This is a genomic window from Lyngbya confervoides BDU141951 (genome assembly GCF_000817775.3).
GTDB lineage: Bacteria > Cyanobacteriota > Cyanobacteriia > Thermosynechococcales > Thermosynechococcaceae > Lyngbya > Lyngbya confervoides.
The window spans coordinates 47417-60852 of sequence record NZ_JTHE03000034.1 but is presented as its reverse complement, the minus strand read 5'-3'; the positions used below and the strand labels follow the sequence as shown (position 1 = coordinate 60852).

At 55.4% G+C, this 13436-nt stretch carries 17 protein-coding genes; 4 read left to right on the top strand and 13 right to left on the bottom strand.

Annotated elements, in window-relative coordinates; all coding sequences use genetic code 11:
* The 8 genes from QQ91_RS05170 to QQ91_RS05135 all read right to left on the bottom strand — a co-directional run.
* The coding region (locus tag QQ91_RS05170; RefSeq protein WP_166280744.1) for an Rpn family recombination-promoting nuclease/putative transposase at positions 1 to 527 on the bottom strand (527 nt) is incomplete at its 3' end.
* Positions 524 to 676, bottom strand: a complete 153-nt coding sequence (locus QQ91_RS05165) for a hypothetical protein (protein ID WP_201277330.1) — start codon at positions 674 to 676, stop codon at positions 524 to 526. The genes QQ91_RS05170 and QQ91_RS05165, both read right to left, overlap by 4 nt.
* A 191-nt stretch (positions 677 to 867) precedes the next feature.
* Entirely contained in the window at positions 868 to 1713 is an 846-nt protein-coding gene (locus QQ91_RS05160) for a hypothetical protein (RefSeq protein WP_166280742.1), read from the bottom strand.
* A gap of 28 nt (positions 1714 to 1741) precedes the next feature.
* Positions 1742 to 3091: a glutathionylspermidine synthase family protein gene (locus QQ91_RS05155; RefSeq protein ID WP_166280740.1), complete on the bottom strand. Its 1350-nt coding sequence runs from the start codon at positions 3089 to 3091 to the stop codon at positions 1742 to 1744.
* On the bottom strand, positions 3091 to 3858 hold the full coding sequence (locus QQ91_RS05150; RefSeq protein WP_166280738.1) for a DUF1190 domain-containing protein: 768 nt from the start codon (positions 3856 to 3858) through the stop codon (positions 3091 to 3093). Before QQ91_RS05150 ends, QQ91_RS05155 begins: the two co-directional genes overlap by 1 nt.
* A 155-nt stretch (positions 3859 to 4013) precedes the next feature.
* Positions 4014 to 4253, bottom strand: a complete 240-nt coding sequence (locus tag QQ91_RS05145) for a hypothetical protein (RefSeq protein ID WP_166280736.1) — start codon at positions 4251 to 4253, stop codon at positions 4014 to 4016.
* Between the two features lie 220 nt (positions 4254 to 4473).
* Positions 4474 to 4590: a photosystem I reaction center subunit IX gene (gene psaJ, locus QQ91_RS05140; RefSeq protein ID WP_166280734.1), complete on the bottom strand. Its 117-nt coding sequence runs from the start codon at positions 4588 to 4590 to the stop codon at positions 4474 to 4476.
* Between the two features lie 48 nt (positions 4591 to 4638).
* Complete coding sequence (locus QQ91_RS05135) at positions 4639 to 5133, bottom strand: Photosystem I reaction center subunit III (protein ID WP_166280732.1); 495 nt, start codon at positions 5131 to 5133, stop codon at positions 4639 to 4641.
* Between the two features lie 97 nt (positions 5134 to 5230).
* Between QQ91_RS05135 and tsaD the strand changes: the two genes are divergently transcribed.
* Entirely contained in the window at positions 5231 to 6283 is a 1053-nt protein-coding gene (tsaD, locus tag QQ91_RS05130) for a tRNA (adenosine(37)-N6)-threonylcarbamoyltransferase complex transferase subunit TsaD (RefSeq protein ID WP_166280730.1), read from the top strand.
* A gap of 45 nt (positions 6284 to 6328) precedes the next feature.
* Here tsaD and QQ91_RS05125 read toward each other — a convergent pair whose 3' ends face one another.
* Entirely contained in the window at positions 6329 to 7387 is a 1059-nt protein-coding gene (locus QQ91_RS05125) for an alpha/beta fold hydrolase (RefSeq protein WP_166280728.1), read from the bottom strand.
* 215 nt (positions 7388 to 7602) lie between these two features.
* On the opposite strand from QQ91_RS05125, the gene QQ91_RS05120 reads away from it, so the two are divergent.
* Together QQ91_RS05120 and dut are read left to right on the top strand one after the other, a co-directional pair.
* A complete protein-coding gene (locus QQ91_RS05120) occupies positions 7603 to 8529 on the top strand; it encodes a glycosyltransferase family 9 protein (RefSeq protein ID WP_166280726.1) in 927 nt (308 codons plus the stop codon).
* Between the two features lie 16 nt (positions 8530 to 8545).
* A complete protein-coding gene (dut, locus tag QQ91_RS05115) occupies positions 8546 to 8974 on the top strand; it encodes a dUTP diphosphatase (protein WP_166280724.1) in 429 nt (142 codons plus the stop codon).
* 29 nt (positions 8975 to 9003) lie between these two features.
* On the opposite strand, the gene QQ91_RS05110 is transcribed toward dut, so the two are convergent.
* Both QQ91_RS05110 and QQ91_RS05105 read right to left on the bottom strand, forming a co-directional pair.
* Entirely contained in the window at positions 9004 to 9891 is an 888-nt protein-coding gene (locus QQ91_RS05110; RefSeq protein ID WP_166280722.1) for a DUF72 domain-containing protein, read from the bottom strand.
* 4 nt (positions 9892 to 9895) lie between these two features.
* Complete coding sequence (locus QQ91_RS05105) at positions 9896 to 10675, bottom strand: MBL fold metallo-hydrolase (RefSeq protein ID WP_166280720.1); 780 nt, start codon at positions 10673 to 10675, stop codon at positions 9896 to 9898.
* Between the two features lie 285 nt (positions 10676 to 10960).
* On the opposite strand from QQ91_RS05105, the gene QQ91_RS05100 reads away from it, so the two are divergent.
* Positions 10961 to 11920: a protochlorophyllide reductase gene (locus QQ91_RS05100; protein WP_166280718.1), complete on the top strand. Its 960-nt coding sequence runs from the start codon at positions 10961 to 10963 to the stop codon at positions 11918 to 11920.
* A gap of 48 nt (positions 11921 to 11968) precedes the next feature.
* Here QQ91_RS05100 and QQ91_RS05095 read toward each other — a convergent pair whose 3' ends face one another.
* Complete coding sequence (locus QQ91_RS05095; protein ID WP_166280716.1) at positions 11969 to 12721, bottom strand: glycoside hydrolase family 24 protein; 753 nt, start codon at positions 12719 to 12721, stop codon at positions 11969 to 11971.
* The gene (locus QQ91_RS05090) at positions 12681 to 13364 is read right to left on the bottom strand and encodes an SDR family oxidoreductase (protein WP_166280714.1); all 684 of its coding nucleotides are present in this window, start codon (positions 13362 to 13364) and stop codon (positions 12681 to 12683) included. Before QQ91_RS05090 ends, QQ91_RS05095 begins: the two co-directional genes overlap by 41 nt.
* Positions 13365 to 13436 lie beyond the last annotated feature (72 nt).

The following is a 13436-nucleotide window of genomic DNA, read 5'->3' as shown; positions in this document are numbered from 1 at the left end:
AAGGTTTGTCTCAAGCGGGCCTCACCAACATCACGTGAGGCTCGTTCAATCAGACCTCTTGCCAGATCAGGTGCAGATGCCTCCGGTTCCACCACTAATTGCACCAGCCCCAATTCCAAGGATCCCGCCTCTAGCCCAGGCCAGTCATCCAAGCCGATCTCACGCACTCGCCCCCACTCAAACAACTCCTGAAAGAACCTTGAATCACCGGGCCTAATTCGACGGCTCGGATACAACAACAGCCCCTTCCAGTCATGGGTATGCGGAAACTGGCGCAGAAACAAAAACACCTCCGCCAAAAAACGATGGTAGAGCTGTGGATCCTCCTGAAATTGCACCTCACAGAAATAGGCAATCCCCTGACGATCCTTTGGCAAAAACACGCCATCAATTCGAAAGGCCGTCTGCTTCAGCTCCACCGACTGAAATGAATAATCATCAGCCAACGTTGCAGACTCCCCAATCAATTCAAAGAAAATAAGCGGATAAAGCTGAAATAACTCATAAAATAGCGTGTCGGTCTTCATCCGTCCGCTGCAAGTAGATTCAATAGCCAGCGATTGACCACCCCGTCATCCTCCCTTTGCCCCCGCCTCAGCGCCTCTTCCACCACCGCCATTGGCAGCTCTGACAACACCAACGACTCCCGCACCTCCCCACTCCAACCATCCACCATCTTAAACCCGTTATGCTGCCCCTATACGTGGGAGGACCCTAACAGAACCATTTCAATCCTCATCGGCAATGGCCATCATGAACCCCCACCCCACCCGTTGAACCATCAGAGGATGCGACATTAAATCACTCCTTGAGCAGCGGTCTACCTGTTCCCGTCACGACTCATCATTGCCCTATTCCTGACCAAGATCACACCCCAGCCGCCTGATCCATTCGCACCGGAACAACGCGATGTCCTGTCGGCACCCATTGCCATAACCGCTGTAGTGACTTCTGACTGGGTCGCTGACCCAGATTCAGCCTGGCTAAAATAATCTGGATAATGGTTGCATTAAACTCTGGCGGGAACCGATATTGTTCCTGGGCATGATCTAAAAAGAAAGAGCAATGATATTGACCTAAACTTTGCTCCAGCTGAGAAATCTGCCTGAGGAGTTCTGGCACCTCATAGAGCCGATGGTCATGAACAGTTTGTAAAAGTTCAGCCGCATTGCCAAAATGCGTTCCTTCATCCCGCACAAGATGGTGGCCAATGCGGCGAATGGCCCCCCCAAAATGTTGATAATATTCCTGCAAATCTCGACGATAGGAATAAACGGATCCTATCTCATCAAACATGAGCGTCACCAAGAGCGTAAATTCATCCCTGAGGACTCGTTGAATTGGCTTGAAGTCAGGCTGACGATGGGCAAACTGCCGGTCCATCTGGGCAAAACTGACCCCTGCAATACAGCGATAGGTGCGCCGCAGGGCTTGGTAATGCTTTTGCTCATCCTCTAGCCATAGCTTGAGCATAGCCACAAAAGCAGCCGACATCTCCGCTTGTCGAGCGAGAATATGGTCGTAGAGAACCTGGGCATCCCCTTCTGAGTAAACATCTCGACTGAGAAGGGTGCAAAAATTTTCGTGGACTCCAGAGGGCACCTGCTCCAGAACCTGCGGCGGAACCGCGTAGTCCAGCGGCAAAACGTCATCTAAGGTCCAGTTATTCTGACTGAAGTGTGGTAAATCAACTGATTTTAACCCTAAAGACATACGGTCTCTCCCGGCGGATCCCTTTTCCCTAGGTCGACTCAGGAATATAAAGGCCATCGTCTGAAATCAAATGGGGAATAATCAAACAATGTCGGCCCGTAATCCGCGAAGTATCCCCCCGAATCACAATTCCAGCGGCCTCATCATTGATGACCCAGCTTCCGACCATATAGTGATACCCAAAGGCTTGGGGCAGCTCGATATATTCCTGAATAATAAAGCCCTCCTGACCATAGCCCAGAGTGTCGCGCTGCTCCAAGGCCCCCACCCCTGCTTCAATGGATGTGCCTACCCCCTCCATGCCCAGCATGGGCTTTTTCACATGCATGCCCAGAATGAGCTTGGTAGCCTCGGGAGAAAGATTGCTGTCTAAATAGGTTTCTAGAAGATAGGGTCGGTAGTCTGAATCTTTAAACTGATCCCACATCATTGCTAGAGATCCCTTGTTGGAGAGCACCTGCTTCCAAAGCGGCTCAATCACCTTGACATCCCCTGCCTCCAGGCGGCGAGCCAAGGCCTCCGTAGAGCCCTCATTGGCCATATCGTTTTGAATGTCAGACCAGTCATACATTTTCCAGAGGACGGGAATGCGCTCGTTGACGTGATCAATGAAGTAACCCGCTTCATCGAGTCCCAGGCCGCGCTGGGTCACATTGCCCTGCGGGTCCTGAAGTCCCCTCAAGTACACAAGCTGAACATAAATTTGATCATCCACCTCATCCTGAAGAATCTGAATGAGCTGCATGGCCATTTCCTGATCTTCCTCCAGATTTTCATCCACCAGGAAGGAAATCCCGGTTTTCTTGATCTGGTAGTCCTCCACAATTCGTCGCCATTGCCCCGCGATCATTTCCCAAAATTCATTGAACTGGCTGGCATCACTGGGGAGGGGGGCTTGGCTGGCCTGATGATTGCGTTTATAGTCCACAAACCAGTTCCACTGGTAAATGGTTTCCGCCCCGAGCAGCGGTGTTTCCCCATTAATCTCAATCAGCTTGATTTGCCGATCCTCGGTGACCACCAGATCAAAGCGAGTACAGAGGGATAGATCCTCCACCGGTTCCGTGCGATCCCAGCTATTTTTAATGGCCTGCCAATATTCCGGTCGAATCTTCAGGGTGGCCAGGCGTCGATCCACATCCCCCTCCTGTGCATCGGTAAAGAACCAGTCTAAAAACTCAACGCACAGATCCCAGATCCGCTCCGTGGCCTCAGCCATCGCCTGCTCCTCTTGGGTGTCAAACTGAATGGCAAAGGGCTGAGGCAGGGCCTCAATCCAGTACTTTTGTTTTGCATCGCTGAGCACATCGGCCTGATAGGCATTTTCCTGGATGTGCCGCTGCCAGTTGGGGCGGCGAATGACCTTCAGGGGACGCATTATTTCCCCCCCCGTCCAGTACTTTTATAGGTGGAACCAAATCCCTGAGTGCCTCGCCCGGTAATGGTCCCCTTGGCTGCGGTTCCGGCGGGCCGCTGGGGAGCCGTGACGCTGGTGTGACGGGGCACCGTGACTTGCCCGGTTTGGGTCTGGGTCACGCTCCGTCCGTAGGGGGTGACCACCTGACCGGAGGTTTTACTTTGATAAACCGTTCGGGGTTGATACACCCGATGGCGACTCCCCCCTGTATTAATGTAGATAAAGTCAGATCCACCACCGTAGGGATAGAGATAGGTGCCGCCATAGGTGGGCCGATACCCGCTCACCGAGGACTGGACTGGGGTCGCCTCACATTGCACCCCTTCAGCTTCGCATTCGGCTTGGGTGGCATAAACCGGTGCATTGCGATCATGCTCCTGCTGCGCTGCCAACATTTGGGCTTCGCAGTCTTCCACCTTCATGATGGGTGGGTTGGGGGGCTGCGTTAGTTCCCCCTGTTGATGGGCGTTCACCAGCACCTGGTATTCTTTTTGCTGCTGGCGAATATCCGCCTCGCACTGTTCAGTATCTTTATAAAAAACGGCGTTAATCTGTTCGTTGGCGTTCTGGTCAGTCACCTCTGAAACAGCGGCCGAATCCTCAGGGCCGGTTGAGCAGCTTGCCAGTAGTAGCGCAACTGCAGCAGCCCAAGCAAGATGTTGCTGAACTTGATGGCGACGAATCTGACGCAGATCCAGGGGGAGGCAGGAAAATTTCTGGTGAGTCATACCCCTTGTTATCGTCGCAGCCGCAGAACTGTCTAATCTTCTTTAAAAAAGTTGATGATCTTGGCGCCATTGACCCCGCTCCCGCGCGGGTGATCATGGCTTCCCCCATTTCCCGAATCAGCCCCCTTAACTCACAGGGTCATGGAAGCCCCATCCTAACGGCCTGAACTCGACTGATCCGGTTTGAGGGGCGATGGCGATCGCTGAGGCTCAAACTGAAAGAAGCCCAGCACCACTCCTAGCACCGGCGCCAGAAACAGGAACAGCACCAGGACGGCGGCGCCTTGAAAAATCCAGGGGCGCCGCCGTCCCTGAATGGGATATTCGCAGCTCAGACACAGATCTGCTTGATCACTATTGAGGGTGCCACAAACGCGGCAGGGCACTAGAGTCATGGTTTCGACCTCCTTGGCCTCCAAAAGCAATCGGTGGCCTATCTTTGAAGATACACCACCGACCATGACACTATGCTGACAACAAAGCTGACGTCATTCAAGGGTTCAAAGCGTCTCCCACAGGGAGAGGGAACAGGAGAACGCTGAACAGTCAAAACATCGGCACCCAGGCCCAGTGGGCGTAGCGCGAGGGATGTTTTAGGAAACTTTCTCCCGAGATCTAAAGGGGATGGAAGAGGAGATCGGGGAAAAAACGATTAAATTCAATCAAAATTCCGGCAGTGATAGTCATCCACACCGCGGCTAAGACTGGGGCTGAAGATAAGAACTTACTCATTACTGTTGCTCCACAATAGAGGGCTGACATCGGGCGTTAGATAAAACCCTAACGCGGTGAAACCGTGATTTCTTCTTCCTTGGCAAACATTTCGCCTGTGGTGATCTCCTTAAAGGCAACCAGAGGCCAGGCAAACCCAGAGATCATGCACTTAACCGCAAGCGGAACATTGATAATGATTTCGCTCATGGCCGGATCTTTTTCTTTCTGGATAGCTTGCAAATAGGTTCGTCCTACCCAGCCAATCCAGCCTGCGATATAAAGGAACAGAACACTGGGAATCGCAAAGTCACCCGCATGGCTCAGACGGCCATCTACAATCAGACGGGGGAGTCCTTCTGGCCCACACAGAGCCTGGCTATAGCGTTCGAAACGCTTTTGACCCGATTCAGGATCAGCAGTGGTATTTCTCGCAGTGGCGGCACGATTCTGGAAGGCCTGAGACTCGCTACAAGGTACTAATCCAGCCACATCAGCAGAAGCACTTGGCGCGAACCCAAACCACAAGGTACAAACCAGAACGAGAGCAAACAATCGTCGCATAGAGGTGTTTCCCTTTGTAGAATTGACGTTGTGTAACGGCTCAGCGCGTAACGTGAAATAAAATTACACACTGGGTCATTCAAAAAACTACCAGGAAATGGCGACAGTCATCGCAATTGAAACGAGTTGTGACGAAACAGCGGCGGCTGTTGTTAAGAAACGTCACATTTTAAGTAGCGTTGTATCTTCTCAGATCGCAGCCCACCAGGCCTATGGGGGGGTCGTGCCAGAGGTGGCCTCTCGGCTGCATGTGGAAATGATCAATGCCGTTGTCGCCGAGGCGATCGCCCAGTCAGGCTTGGGCTGGGATCAAATTGACGGCATTGGCGTCACCGCAGCCCCTGGGCTGGTGGGGGCATTGCTGGTGGGACTTTCTGCGGCCAAGACCCTGGCGATGCTACAGCGAAAGCCCCTGATTGGCATTCACCATCTAGAAGGACATATCTACGCCTCCTATCTCGTGGATCGCCAGTTGAGGCCTCCTTTTCTCTGCCTCCTGGTTTCGGGGGGCCACACCAGCCTGATTCGCGTCGAGAACTGCGGGCAATATCTCACCCTGGGACAAACCCGCGATGATGCCGTGGGCGAAGCCTTTGATAAGGTGGCACGCTTGTTAGGCCTGGGTTATCCCGGTGGACCGGCCATTGATCGGGCGGCTCGCGCGGGCGACCCTGGAGCCTTTGACTTTCCTGAGGGGAATATTTCCCTGCCCGCGGGCGGCTTCCACCCCTACGATTCTAGTTTTAGCGGCTTGAAGACCGCGGCCCTCCGGCTGGTGGAGCGGCTGCGTGCCCAGGAAGGGGACCTGCCGGTGGCGGACCTGGCGGCAAGTTTTCAAGCCTCTGTGGCGCGATCGCTGACCAAACGCGCTCTGCGCTGTGCCCAGGACCATCAACTCTCAACCCTAGTGGTGGGCGGGGGGGTGGCGGCCAACAGTGCTCTCCGCAGCCATCTCACCGCCGCGGCCCAGGCACAGGGGGTGACAGTGATCTTTCCACCGCTCTCGCTTTGCACCGACAATGCCGCCATGATTGCCTGTGCCGCGGCAGAACACCTAGAGCGAGGCCATCAATCCTCGCTCAGCCTGGGGGCGCAATCTCGCTTTGGCTTAGAACAGGTGATGGCGCTCTATGATTCTTCTACGTTCTAGGACATTCTGGTTTCAGAATATTCTGGTTTCAGGATCTCTTTAGATCTAGGACCTTAAGGTTCCCTCTGGGCAACTTTGGGTCCGGGTTGCCGGGGTGTGCTGGGCCATCATCTGGCACAGATGCTCCGCAATGGATGTGGGATGCTCAATCATGCCCAGATGCCCGCAGTTGGGGATTTCGATCACATTGGCGCCAGACCCCTGAAAGAGGGGATGAAAGCTGGCTAAATGGTAAACGTATTTCAGGTTCATCACCGGATCCCTTTGTCCGGCAATAAAAAAGATGGGCTGGCCTAGCCCCTGAACCAGACGAGGCAGCAAAAGCACCTCCTCGGCCTGGGTTGAATCGAGCAACGCCCCCCGTGCCGCCTCCGCGTCGGCACTGACAAAATCAATAATTTGCTGCTTACCCCATTGGCGCGCCACTGGATCGGCCACATTCATGCGGCTAAAGACCCAGTCCATCCCAGGCAGATATTGCAAGATGGGGGGGCGAATATTCAACAGTCGCTGCCCCACTCCGCGAAACTTGGCAAACTCCTGCTCAATATAGATGCCTCCCCCGGAATTGAGACAGGTGACTCCCACCACGCGATCGCACAGGGCCGCGGTCCAGATGGCAATCGCCCCTCCCAGGGAATGGCCCACCAGCCAGGGTCGCTGGATCTCTAGCTTATCGAGCAGCACCAGCAGATCGCGGGCAAAGGAAGCTGGCGTAAAGGGGCTAACCCGGCACCGCTGCGCAAAGAGCTTATTCCAGGGGCCCTCTGCCGTGTTTCGCGTTGCTGCGGGCGGTTTGACTGCAAAGTTTGTCGGCCCGCCCAGTTCAATACCAGCTGCGCTATCGGTACGGAGCATTGTTTCTAGACCGTACTGCTGATCGCAGGCCCAGTTGCGAGCGTCCCTTGAAACCTGGGAACGACCAAATCCCCTCAGGTCGTAACTTAAACAGCGACATTCCCCGGCCAAGCGCTGAATCATGGGGGACCAATAGGAACGACTCAGAAGCCAACCATGAATGAAAACAAGGGTGACATCAGACTGGGCCGGGGGTGGGGTCAGCTCATAATGATGAGAGACGCCTAAAAGGTCGATTCTTGCCATATTTCCATCCTAAATTGGCAAGGAGCTGACGTCACCCCCCAGGGGGTTCCCCTGGCGATTGCGCTGATCGGGTTATCCCCTGCAAGACTTTGCATCAAAATATAAAGCCTTGAGAAGGATTGCCCTATGCAGGAAAAGTCAGCGTTAAAATAAATTCGCTTTCTACCCATGCCCGTTTGAGTCTCCCAGTTTCCAGTCCCCTAGTCTTCTATCCCATGACGCGTCTACTCGCTCTCTTGCCTGGTGGCCTTACCGAACAGCTGCTCTTTTTTCCAACCCTAGAGACCCTGTCTAAAACTGTAGACCAGATTGATGTGGTGGTTGTGCCCCAGGTGAAGGCGGTCTATCAGCTTTTACCGGGGATCCACCGGGTGATTTCCTTTGACTTTGACCATCGCAAAGGTCTGGCGGATTGGAGCAATTTGTTTGGAATTGTGCGGGAGCCCGAGTACGATGTGGCCTTAACCCCCAGTCAGGATGGATCGCTCCGGTTTTTTCTCTGGCTTTTGGGGATTCCGCGCCGTATTGGCTATGACGGCGGTTGGGGAACCTTTTGGCTCACAGAGACGGTGGCTCATGCCCCGCAGCAGTCCTTGCAGAGTAAACAGGAGGCCCTGCTGCGGTGTTTGGGGGCTTCTCTGTCCCTGTCCCCGCTCCGGCTGCGCTACACCGAAGCGGATCGACAATGGCAGCAGCGGGCCGCTGGCGATCGCCCCTACGGGGTTCTCTACGAGGGATCTGCTCCCCACCAATCCCCCCAGGCCTATCCTCTCGAAAACTGGCGGGCTGTGGTTGATGGCCTCCGCGATCGCTATCCTCAGATCAATCTGGTGCTTTTGCAGGACGATCAAAATCAGTCCTGGGTGTCAGACCTGCGCAATCAGGTGCAGGAGTTAACCGTTCTTACCCCCCAGAGTCTGGGACAGGCTACGGCCCTGATGGATCATGCTCAGTGGGTGATCTCGACGGATCACCCGCCTCTGTACCTGGGGGTCGGCACTCAGCCCGCGGTGGTGGGCCTGTTCGGGCCGACCCATCCAGATCTGAAGATCCCCCACCGCGATCGCTGCTGGGGGCTGCGTGCGGACTCTGGCAACCTGGCAGATATTCCGCCCATCCAAATTATTGAGCAGTTATCTTGATTCTTTCCCTGCCGCCATGCATCTCAACGTTGTCCGCCTGCATCCTCTGGCAAAACTACCTTGCTATGCTCATCCTGAGGATGCGGGCCTGGATTTATTTGCCATTGAACCCACCTGTTTGGCACCGGGAGAATCTAAGTTAATTAAAACTGGAATTGCGGTGGCCCTGCCGCCGGGAACCGAGGCCCAGGTGCGACCGCGCAGTGGTCTAGCCCTGCACCATGCCATTACGGTTCTAAACACGCCCGGCACCATCGATGCGGGCTACCGAGGGGAGGTGGGTGTCATTTTGATTAACCAGGGGCAACAGCCCTTTGAGGTGACTCTGGGCATGAAGATTGCCCAGATGGTGATTGCCCCAGTTCTGCGAGTTCAGATTCATGAAGTTGAAGCCCTAGGCGCATCCCCGCGCGGTGGCGGGGGCTTTGGATCCACAGGGCAGTAAATCGCTGGCCGGGGCTCAAGGGTGTCTGCTCAGCGCGACCCGGATCCGGGGTCAGCCTGCGCGAATAAATCTAGTTGGGCGGGGGGCGCTACCACCTGATCCCAGGGAAGCGGCGGCACCTTAATGCCGTGGGATTGCAAAAGCTGATGAAAAAACTTGGCATGGCGAGGAGAATGTTCCTCGACGGGGCAGTGCATGAAAAAGAAAATTTCCTGGCCTTGGGCCTGCCACTGCCGCAGTGGGGGCATCCAGCTTTCCATCAAGGCTTGATTTTTAGGGAGTTGGGGATGGCTGATGTAGCGAATGAAAGTAAAGGACGCTGTGGTGCAGGGCCGCAGAGGAAGGCGAGGCTTTTTTCTCTGAGACTGGTGCTGGGGATCCTCTGGTCCCTGATAAATCGGGCGCGTATCGAGCAGCACCAGCCCAATCTTCAACCCTTGCAGCAGTTCCCTTAAGGCCTGATGGTGGGGCGGTTCAAACCAGAGTGGGTGACGAACCTCCAGCCCCAACCTTACCCCGGCATCGGCAATCCCACCCAGGAACTGCGCCAGGTCCCTGAGTCCCTGGGGAGAATAGCGGGGCGGAAGCTGTAAAAACAGGGGGCCAAGGCGATCGCCCAGGCCCTGGATGAGGGTAATGAAGTCCAGGGCCTCGGGGAGTTTAGGTTGTAAGGCCCCCTGATGGCTGATGCTTTGGGGAAATTTGGGACAGAACAAAAAGCCTTCGGGAACCGTTCTGCGCCACTTGTCTACGGTGGGGGGGCTAGGGACTGAGTAAAAAGTGGCATTACATTCCACCGTGGAAAAGCGATTGCCGTAGAGCCTGAGCAGGTCCGAAACGGGACTGTCCGCTGGATAAAACTCCCCCAGCCAGCCCCGATAGGCCCAGATGGCACAGCCCAGATGAATGCTCGTCATGGAATTAGCCGCTTGGCTCTAGCGTTCGCAGCGGCACCGAGTAGGGCTGGCCCACCGGCAAGGGATCGCTGACCTGGGTTTGGGGATGCCGCTGGTGTAGCTGCCTGCGAAAGCTCTCCAGATCGCCCTGACTGCTGAGGAGGGAGTCAAGCCAGCCCGAATAGCTGATCTCTCCCCCCACCGTGGTGGGAATGACGAGTTGGGGCTGCAGCCAATCCACCAGTTCCAGTGCCGCCTCCCCTCCCCGAATAAAGGGACCCAGAAGCGGCAGGGTGAGATCAATGATCGGCACCAGGGTCACATCCACCGGTGCCTGGGCCCTGACCTCAGGGGAGTGAAATCCATGGGGTTCATAGTACAGAGATAAACCTTGGTCTAGATCCTGCAGCAGGTAAGCATTCTCGGTGAGCAACGGGCCAATGGGCGCCCCCGGAAAAGCTTGCAACTGAAGGGACCCAAGCTGTGTTGATTGGCCGGGTGATAGAGGTGTAATCTGCTGATATTCAAATTTTTCCGCGACCTTGGCCCCATTTTCCGAGGCGATGATTGGAATGCTTCGGTCTAAGACCGCCAGAGTTTCCGGATGGGCGTGATCTGGCAACCCCTGAGAGAGTAAAATAGCGTCAATCTGCTCGGGAATTTGAGGCGGCTGGGCATGTTCGGCCTTAAAGAACCAGCTTTGCTTGCCAAAGACCAAGGGGCCCACCAACCAGGGATCCAGCAAGATTCGTTGTCCTGCCATTTCAATGAGCCAGGAATTTGATCCGTACCATGTCAGCTCCATGTTGCGCTCCCAATGTTTTCTTTGATGGTAACGAAGATGGGTCCGAAGACTCCAGGGACTGGAAAGTTTGGCAGAGGATGCTCTAGATTGAGCTGATCTAGGTTGAGCTGCCCCAGATGGATCCGTCTGAGATCTCGAGGTGCATGGATCTCAGTGTGCCCGAGGCTGATCTTGCCCAGAGCGAATCGAATTCGTTGAGCTTCGCAAAGCCTGATCCATTCGGGCTGCGCCCTGGAGTAATATCTTTGAAGATAGTCAATACCAGCTAATTGGTCATTTAGGAGCATGGGACAAGCGCATCAGCCAGTGGTCATTATTACCGGTGCCTCCTCCGGTGTGGGATTGTACGGTGCCAAGGCACTGATCAACCGGGGATGGCATGTGGTCATGGCCTGTCGTAATCTTACAAAAGCCGGAAATGCCGCGCGATCGCTCGGTTTTCCCGAGGGCAGCTACAGCATTAAGCATCTTGACCTGGGATCCTTGGAGACGGTGCGCCGGTTTGTCGGTGAATTTCGGGCCAGCGGTCGGTCCTTGCAGGCCCTGGTTTGCAATGCGGCCATCTATATGCCGTTAATCAAAGAACCCCTCTGGAGCCCGGAGGGGTATGAACTCACCATGACCACCAATCACCTGGGACATTTTCTGCTGGCGAATCTGCTGTTGGAAGATCTCCAACAATCACCAGCCCTGGATAAACGGCTGGTGATTTTAGGTACGGTGACCCACAACCCCGATGAACCGGGCGGGAAGGTTTATCCCCGTCCCGATCTGGGCAACCTGGAGGGCTTTGAAGCTGGGTTTCAAAAGCCGATCTGTATGGTCAATGGCAAGGAATTTGAGCCAGTGCGAGCCTATAAGGAAAGCAAGGTGTGCAATGTTCTCACGGCCAAGGAGCTGCATCGTCGCTACCATGAGTCCACCGGGATTACCTTTACCTCCTTTTATCCTGGCTGTGTTGCCGATACGCCCCTGTTTAGAAACCACTACCCCCTGTTTCAAAAGCTGTTTCCGCTGTTCCAAAAGTACATTACCAAGGGCTACGTCTCTCAGGCACTCGCCGGTGAACGGTTAGCCATGGTGGTTGCAGATCCGCAGTTCAAACAGTCTGGCGCCTATTGGAGCTGGGGGAATCGGCAAAAGGAGGGGCGCGAAGCCTTTGATCAGCGTGTTTCTCCCCAGGCCCGCGACCAGGAGCGTGCCGAGCGCATGTGGACTTACAGTGCTCAGCTGGTGGGACTCTAGGACCCCCGGCTAAGCTGCGTCCCTGCCACTGTCCGGTTTATCCGGGCGCTATACGGGAGACTCCTCGACCGTTCCCTTGGCTCGCTCCAGCTCTTCCTGAAGCAGCTCCTGATAAATTCGGGGAAGCGCGGGTGTAAACCAGTTATCTTCAATGCCGTAGCCCAGGCTGGTCCAGGTGCCGGAAAGTCGCTGCAGAACCGTACGGATTTCCCCTTCCCTGAGGAGCTGTTGGATATCAATGCCCCAGGCCTCGGCATCGATGAGCCAGTTGTATGCCACCTGATCTTGATAGAAGGCTTCATAGCTGTAGCGCTTCCAAAACAGCATTCCTTCGGGATTGGGATGGTACAGCGTTGCCTTTTCCTCCCAGGTTGTGGTGATGAATTGATAGCGACCGGCAGCGGTGGTGCAGTTGCCTCGATTGGGGCCAGAAACAATGGTGCGACATTGGTCGGGATGGCGGCTCAGGTCGCTAAAGTGTTTGCCCCCATACATCACGGTGTAGGGGCTGGGGTCATTGGACTCACTGGCGGAAATCGTGCGCAGAAGGGCACGCACGTAGGGATCGCCCCCCTCCATTGCTAGGGGTGCAATCTCCCCTGGGCGGGCGTTGGGCAGCAGGGACCGCCGCCAGTCCTGCTGCGGCACAATCAACAGCGCGCCTCCCAGCAGGAGCAGGACCACCATGAGCGCCTTCACACTGGAGAATGGCCTCCGTCTGGTCAGGGACGTGGTGCCCAGCTGGCCTTCAATCAGGTTGCTATGGGACAACAGAACCACCTGCCTGTGCAATACGGCCATAGAGATCGGCGATGGATACCTCTGGATTGCTTTCCGAGGCCACAATTTCCACGATTTGATTGCGGGCATGGGCATTCCCCAGCGCTGCCACACAGACCTTCGCCACCTGGAGGCGCGGGATGCTGCCTTCAAAGAGGGTATCCGCGGGTGCCATCACCAGGGGCGGCTGGCTATCGGTGGACTTAAGACCGCCTGGACGCACAATGGTGTAGGTCAGGCCGCTGTCCTGGAGGTATTTCTCAGCCTGACGCTTCCAGAATAGGATCAGCCAAAATAAATTCAGGGGATGGAACAGCTTGGACACGCACAGGGATGAGACCAAGACAAAATGTGCGATTCCCTGATCCCGAGCTGCCTCTACGAGGTTCTTGGTGCCTAAATAATCTACGGTCATCGGTTCGAGGGGGTTGAGGCTAGGCCGTGCTCCCGTGGCGCAAAGGAGGACATCGCACCCGGCCATGGCCTCAGCCAGGGCACCCACCGACTCCAGTCCGCCCTCAACCAAATCAACGGACGGTGGCAAAATGGAGAGGGCCTTGGCGCGATCGCGCACTAGGGCGCAGACTTCAATCTGCTGGTCTCTCAACTCGGTTACAATTCGGCGTCCTGTTTCACCAGTGGCGCCCGCAACGAAGGCTTTCATAGAGATCTAGAGGTAGCACTTCTGACAATGTTAGCGATTGTAGCGCGCCGCCGCCGCAGATCTGGCGATCGC

Excerpts from the sequence above, each read along its gene's own strand:
- QQ91_RS05145 (WP_166280736.1), bottom strand. The coding sequence starts at position 4,253 with ATGACTCTAGTGCCCTGCCGCGTTTGTGGCACCCTCAATAGTGATCAA.
- QQ91_RS05095 (WP_166280716.1), bottom strand. The coding sequence starts at position 12,721 with ATGGCCGTATTGCACAGGCAGGTGGTTCTGTTGTCCCATAGCAACCTG.
- QQ91_RS05120 (WP_166280726.1), top strand. The coding sequence starts at position 7,603 with ATGACGCGTCTACTCGCTCTCTTGCCTGGTGGCCTTACCGAACAGCTG.
- QQ91_RS05155 (WP_166280740.1), bottom strand. The coding sequence starts at position 3,091 with ATGCGTCCCCTGAAGGTCATTCGCCGCCCCAACTGGCAGCGGCACATC.
- QQ91_RS05135 (WP_166280732.1), bottom strand. The coding sequence starts at position 5,133 with ATGCGACGATTGTTTGCTCTCGTTCTGGTTTGTACCTTGTGGTTTGGG.
- QQ91_RS05100 (WP_166280718.1), top strand. The coding sequence starts at position 10,961 with ATGGGACAAGCGCATCAGCCAGTGGTCATTATTACCGGTGCCTCCTCC.
- QQ91_RS05090 (WP_166280714.1), bottom strand. The coding sequence starts at position 13,364 with ATGAAAGCCTTCGTTGCGGGCGCCACTGGTGAAACAGGACGCCGAATT.
- QQ91_RS05165 (WP_201277330.1), bottom strand. The coding sequence starts at position 676 with ATGGTGGATGGTTGGAGTGGGGAGGTGCGGGAGTCGTTGGTGTTGTCA.
- QQ91_RS05160 (WP_166280742.1), bottom strand. The coding sequence starts at position 1,713 with ATGTCTTTAGGGTTAAAATCAGTTGATTTACCACACTTCAGTCAGAAT.
- QQ91_RS05150 (WP_166280738.1), bottom strand. The coding sequence starts at position 3,858 with ATGACTCACCAGAAATTTTCCTGCCTCCCCCTGGATCTGCGTCAGATT.
- tsaD (WP_166280730.1), top strand. The coding sequence starts at position 5,231 with ATGGCGACAGTCATCGCAATTGAAACGAGTTGTGACGAAACAGCGGCG.
- QQ91_RS05110 (WP_166280722.1), bottom strand. The coding sequence starts at position 9,891 with ATGACGAGCATTCATCTGGGCTGTGCCATCTGGGCCTATCGGGGCTGG.
- dut (WP_166280724.1), top strand. The coding sequence starts at position 8,546 with ATGCATCTCAACGTTGTCCGCCTGCATCCTCTGGCAAAACTACCTTGC.
- psaJ (WP_166280734.1), bottom strand. The coding sequence starts at position 4,590 with ATGAGTAAGTTCTTATCTTCAGCCCCAGTCTTAGCCGCGGTGTGGATG.
- QQ91_RS05125 (WP_166280728.1), bottom strand. The coding sequence starts at position 7,387 with ATGGCAAGAATCGACCTTTTAGGCGTCTCTCATCATTATGAGCTGACC.
- QQ91_RS05105 (WP_166280720.1), bottom strand. The coding sequence starts at position 10,675 with ATGGAGCTGACATGGTACGGATCAAATTCCTGGCTCATTGAAATGGCA.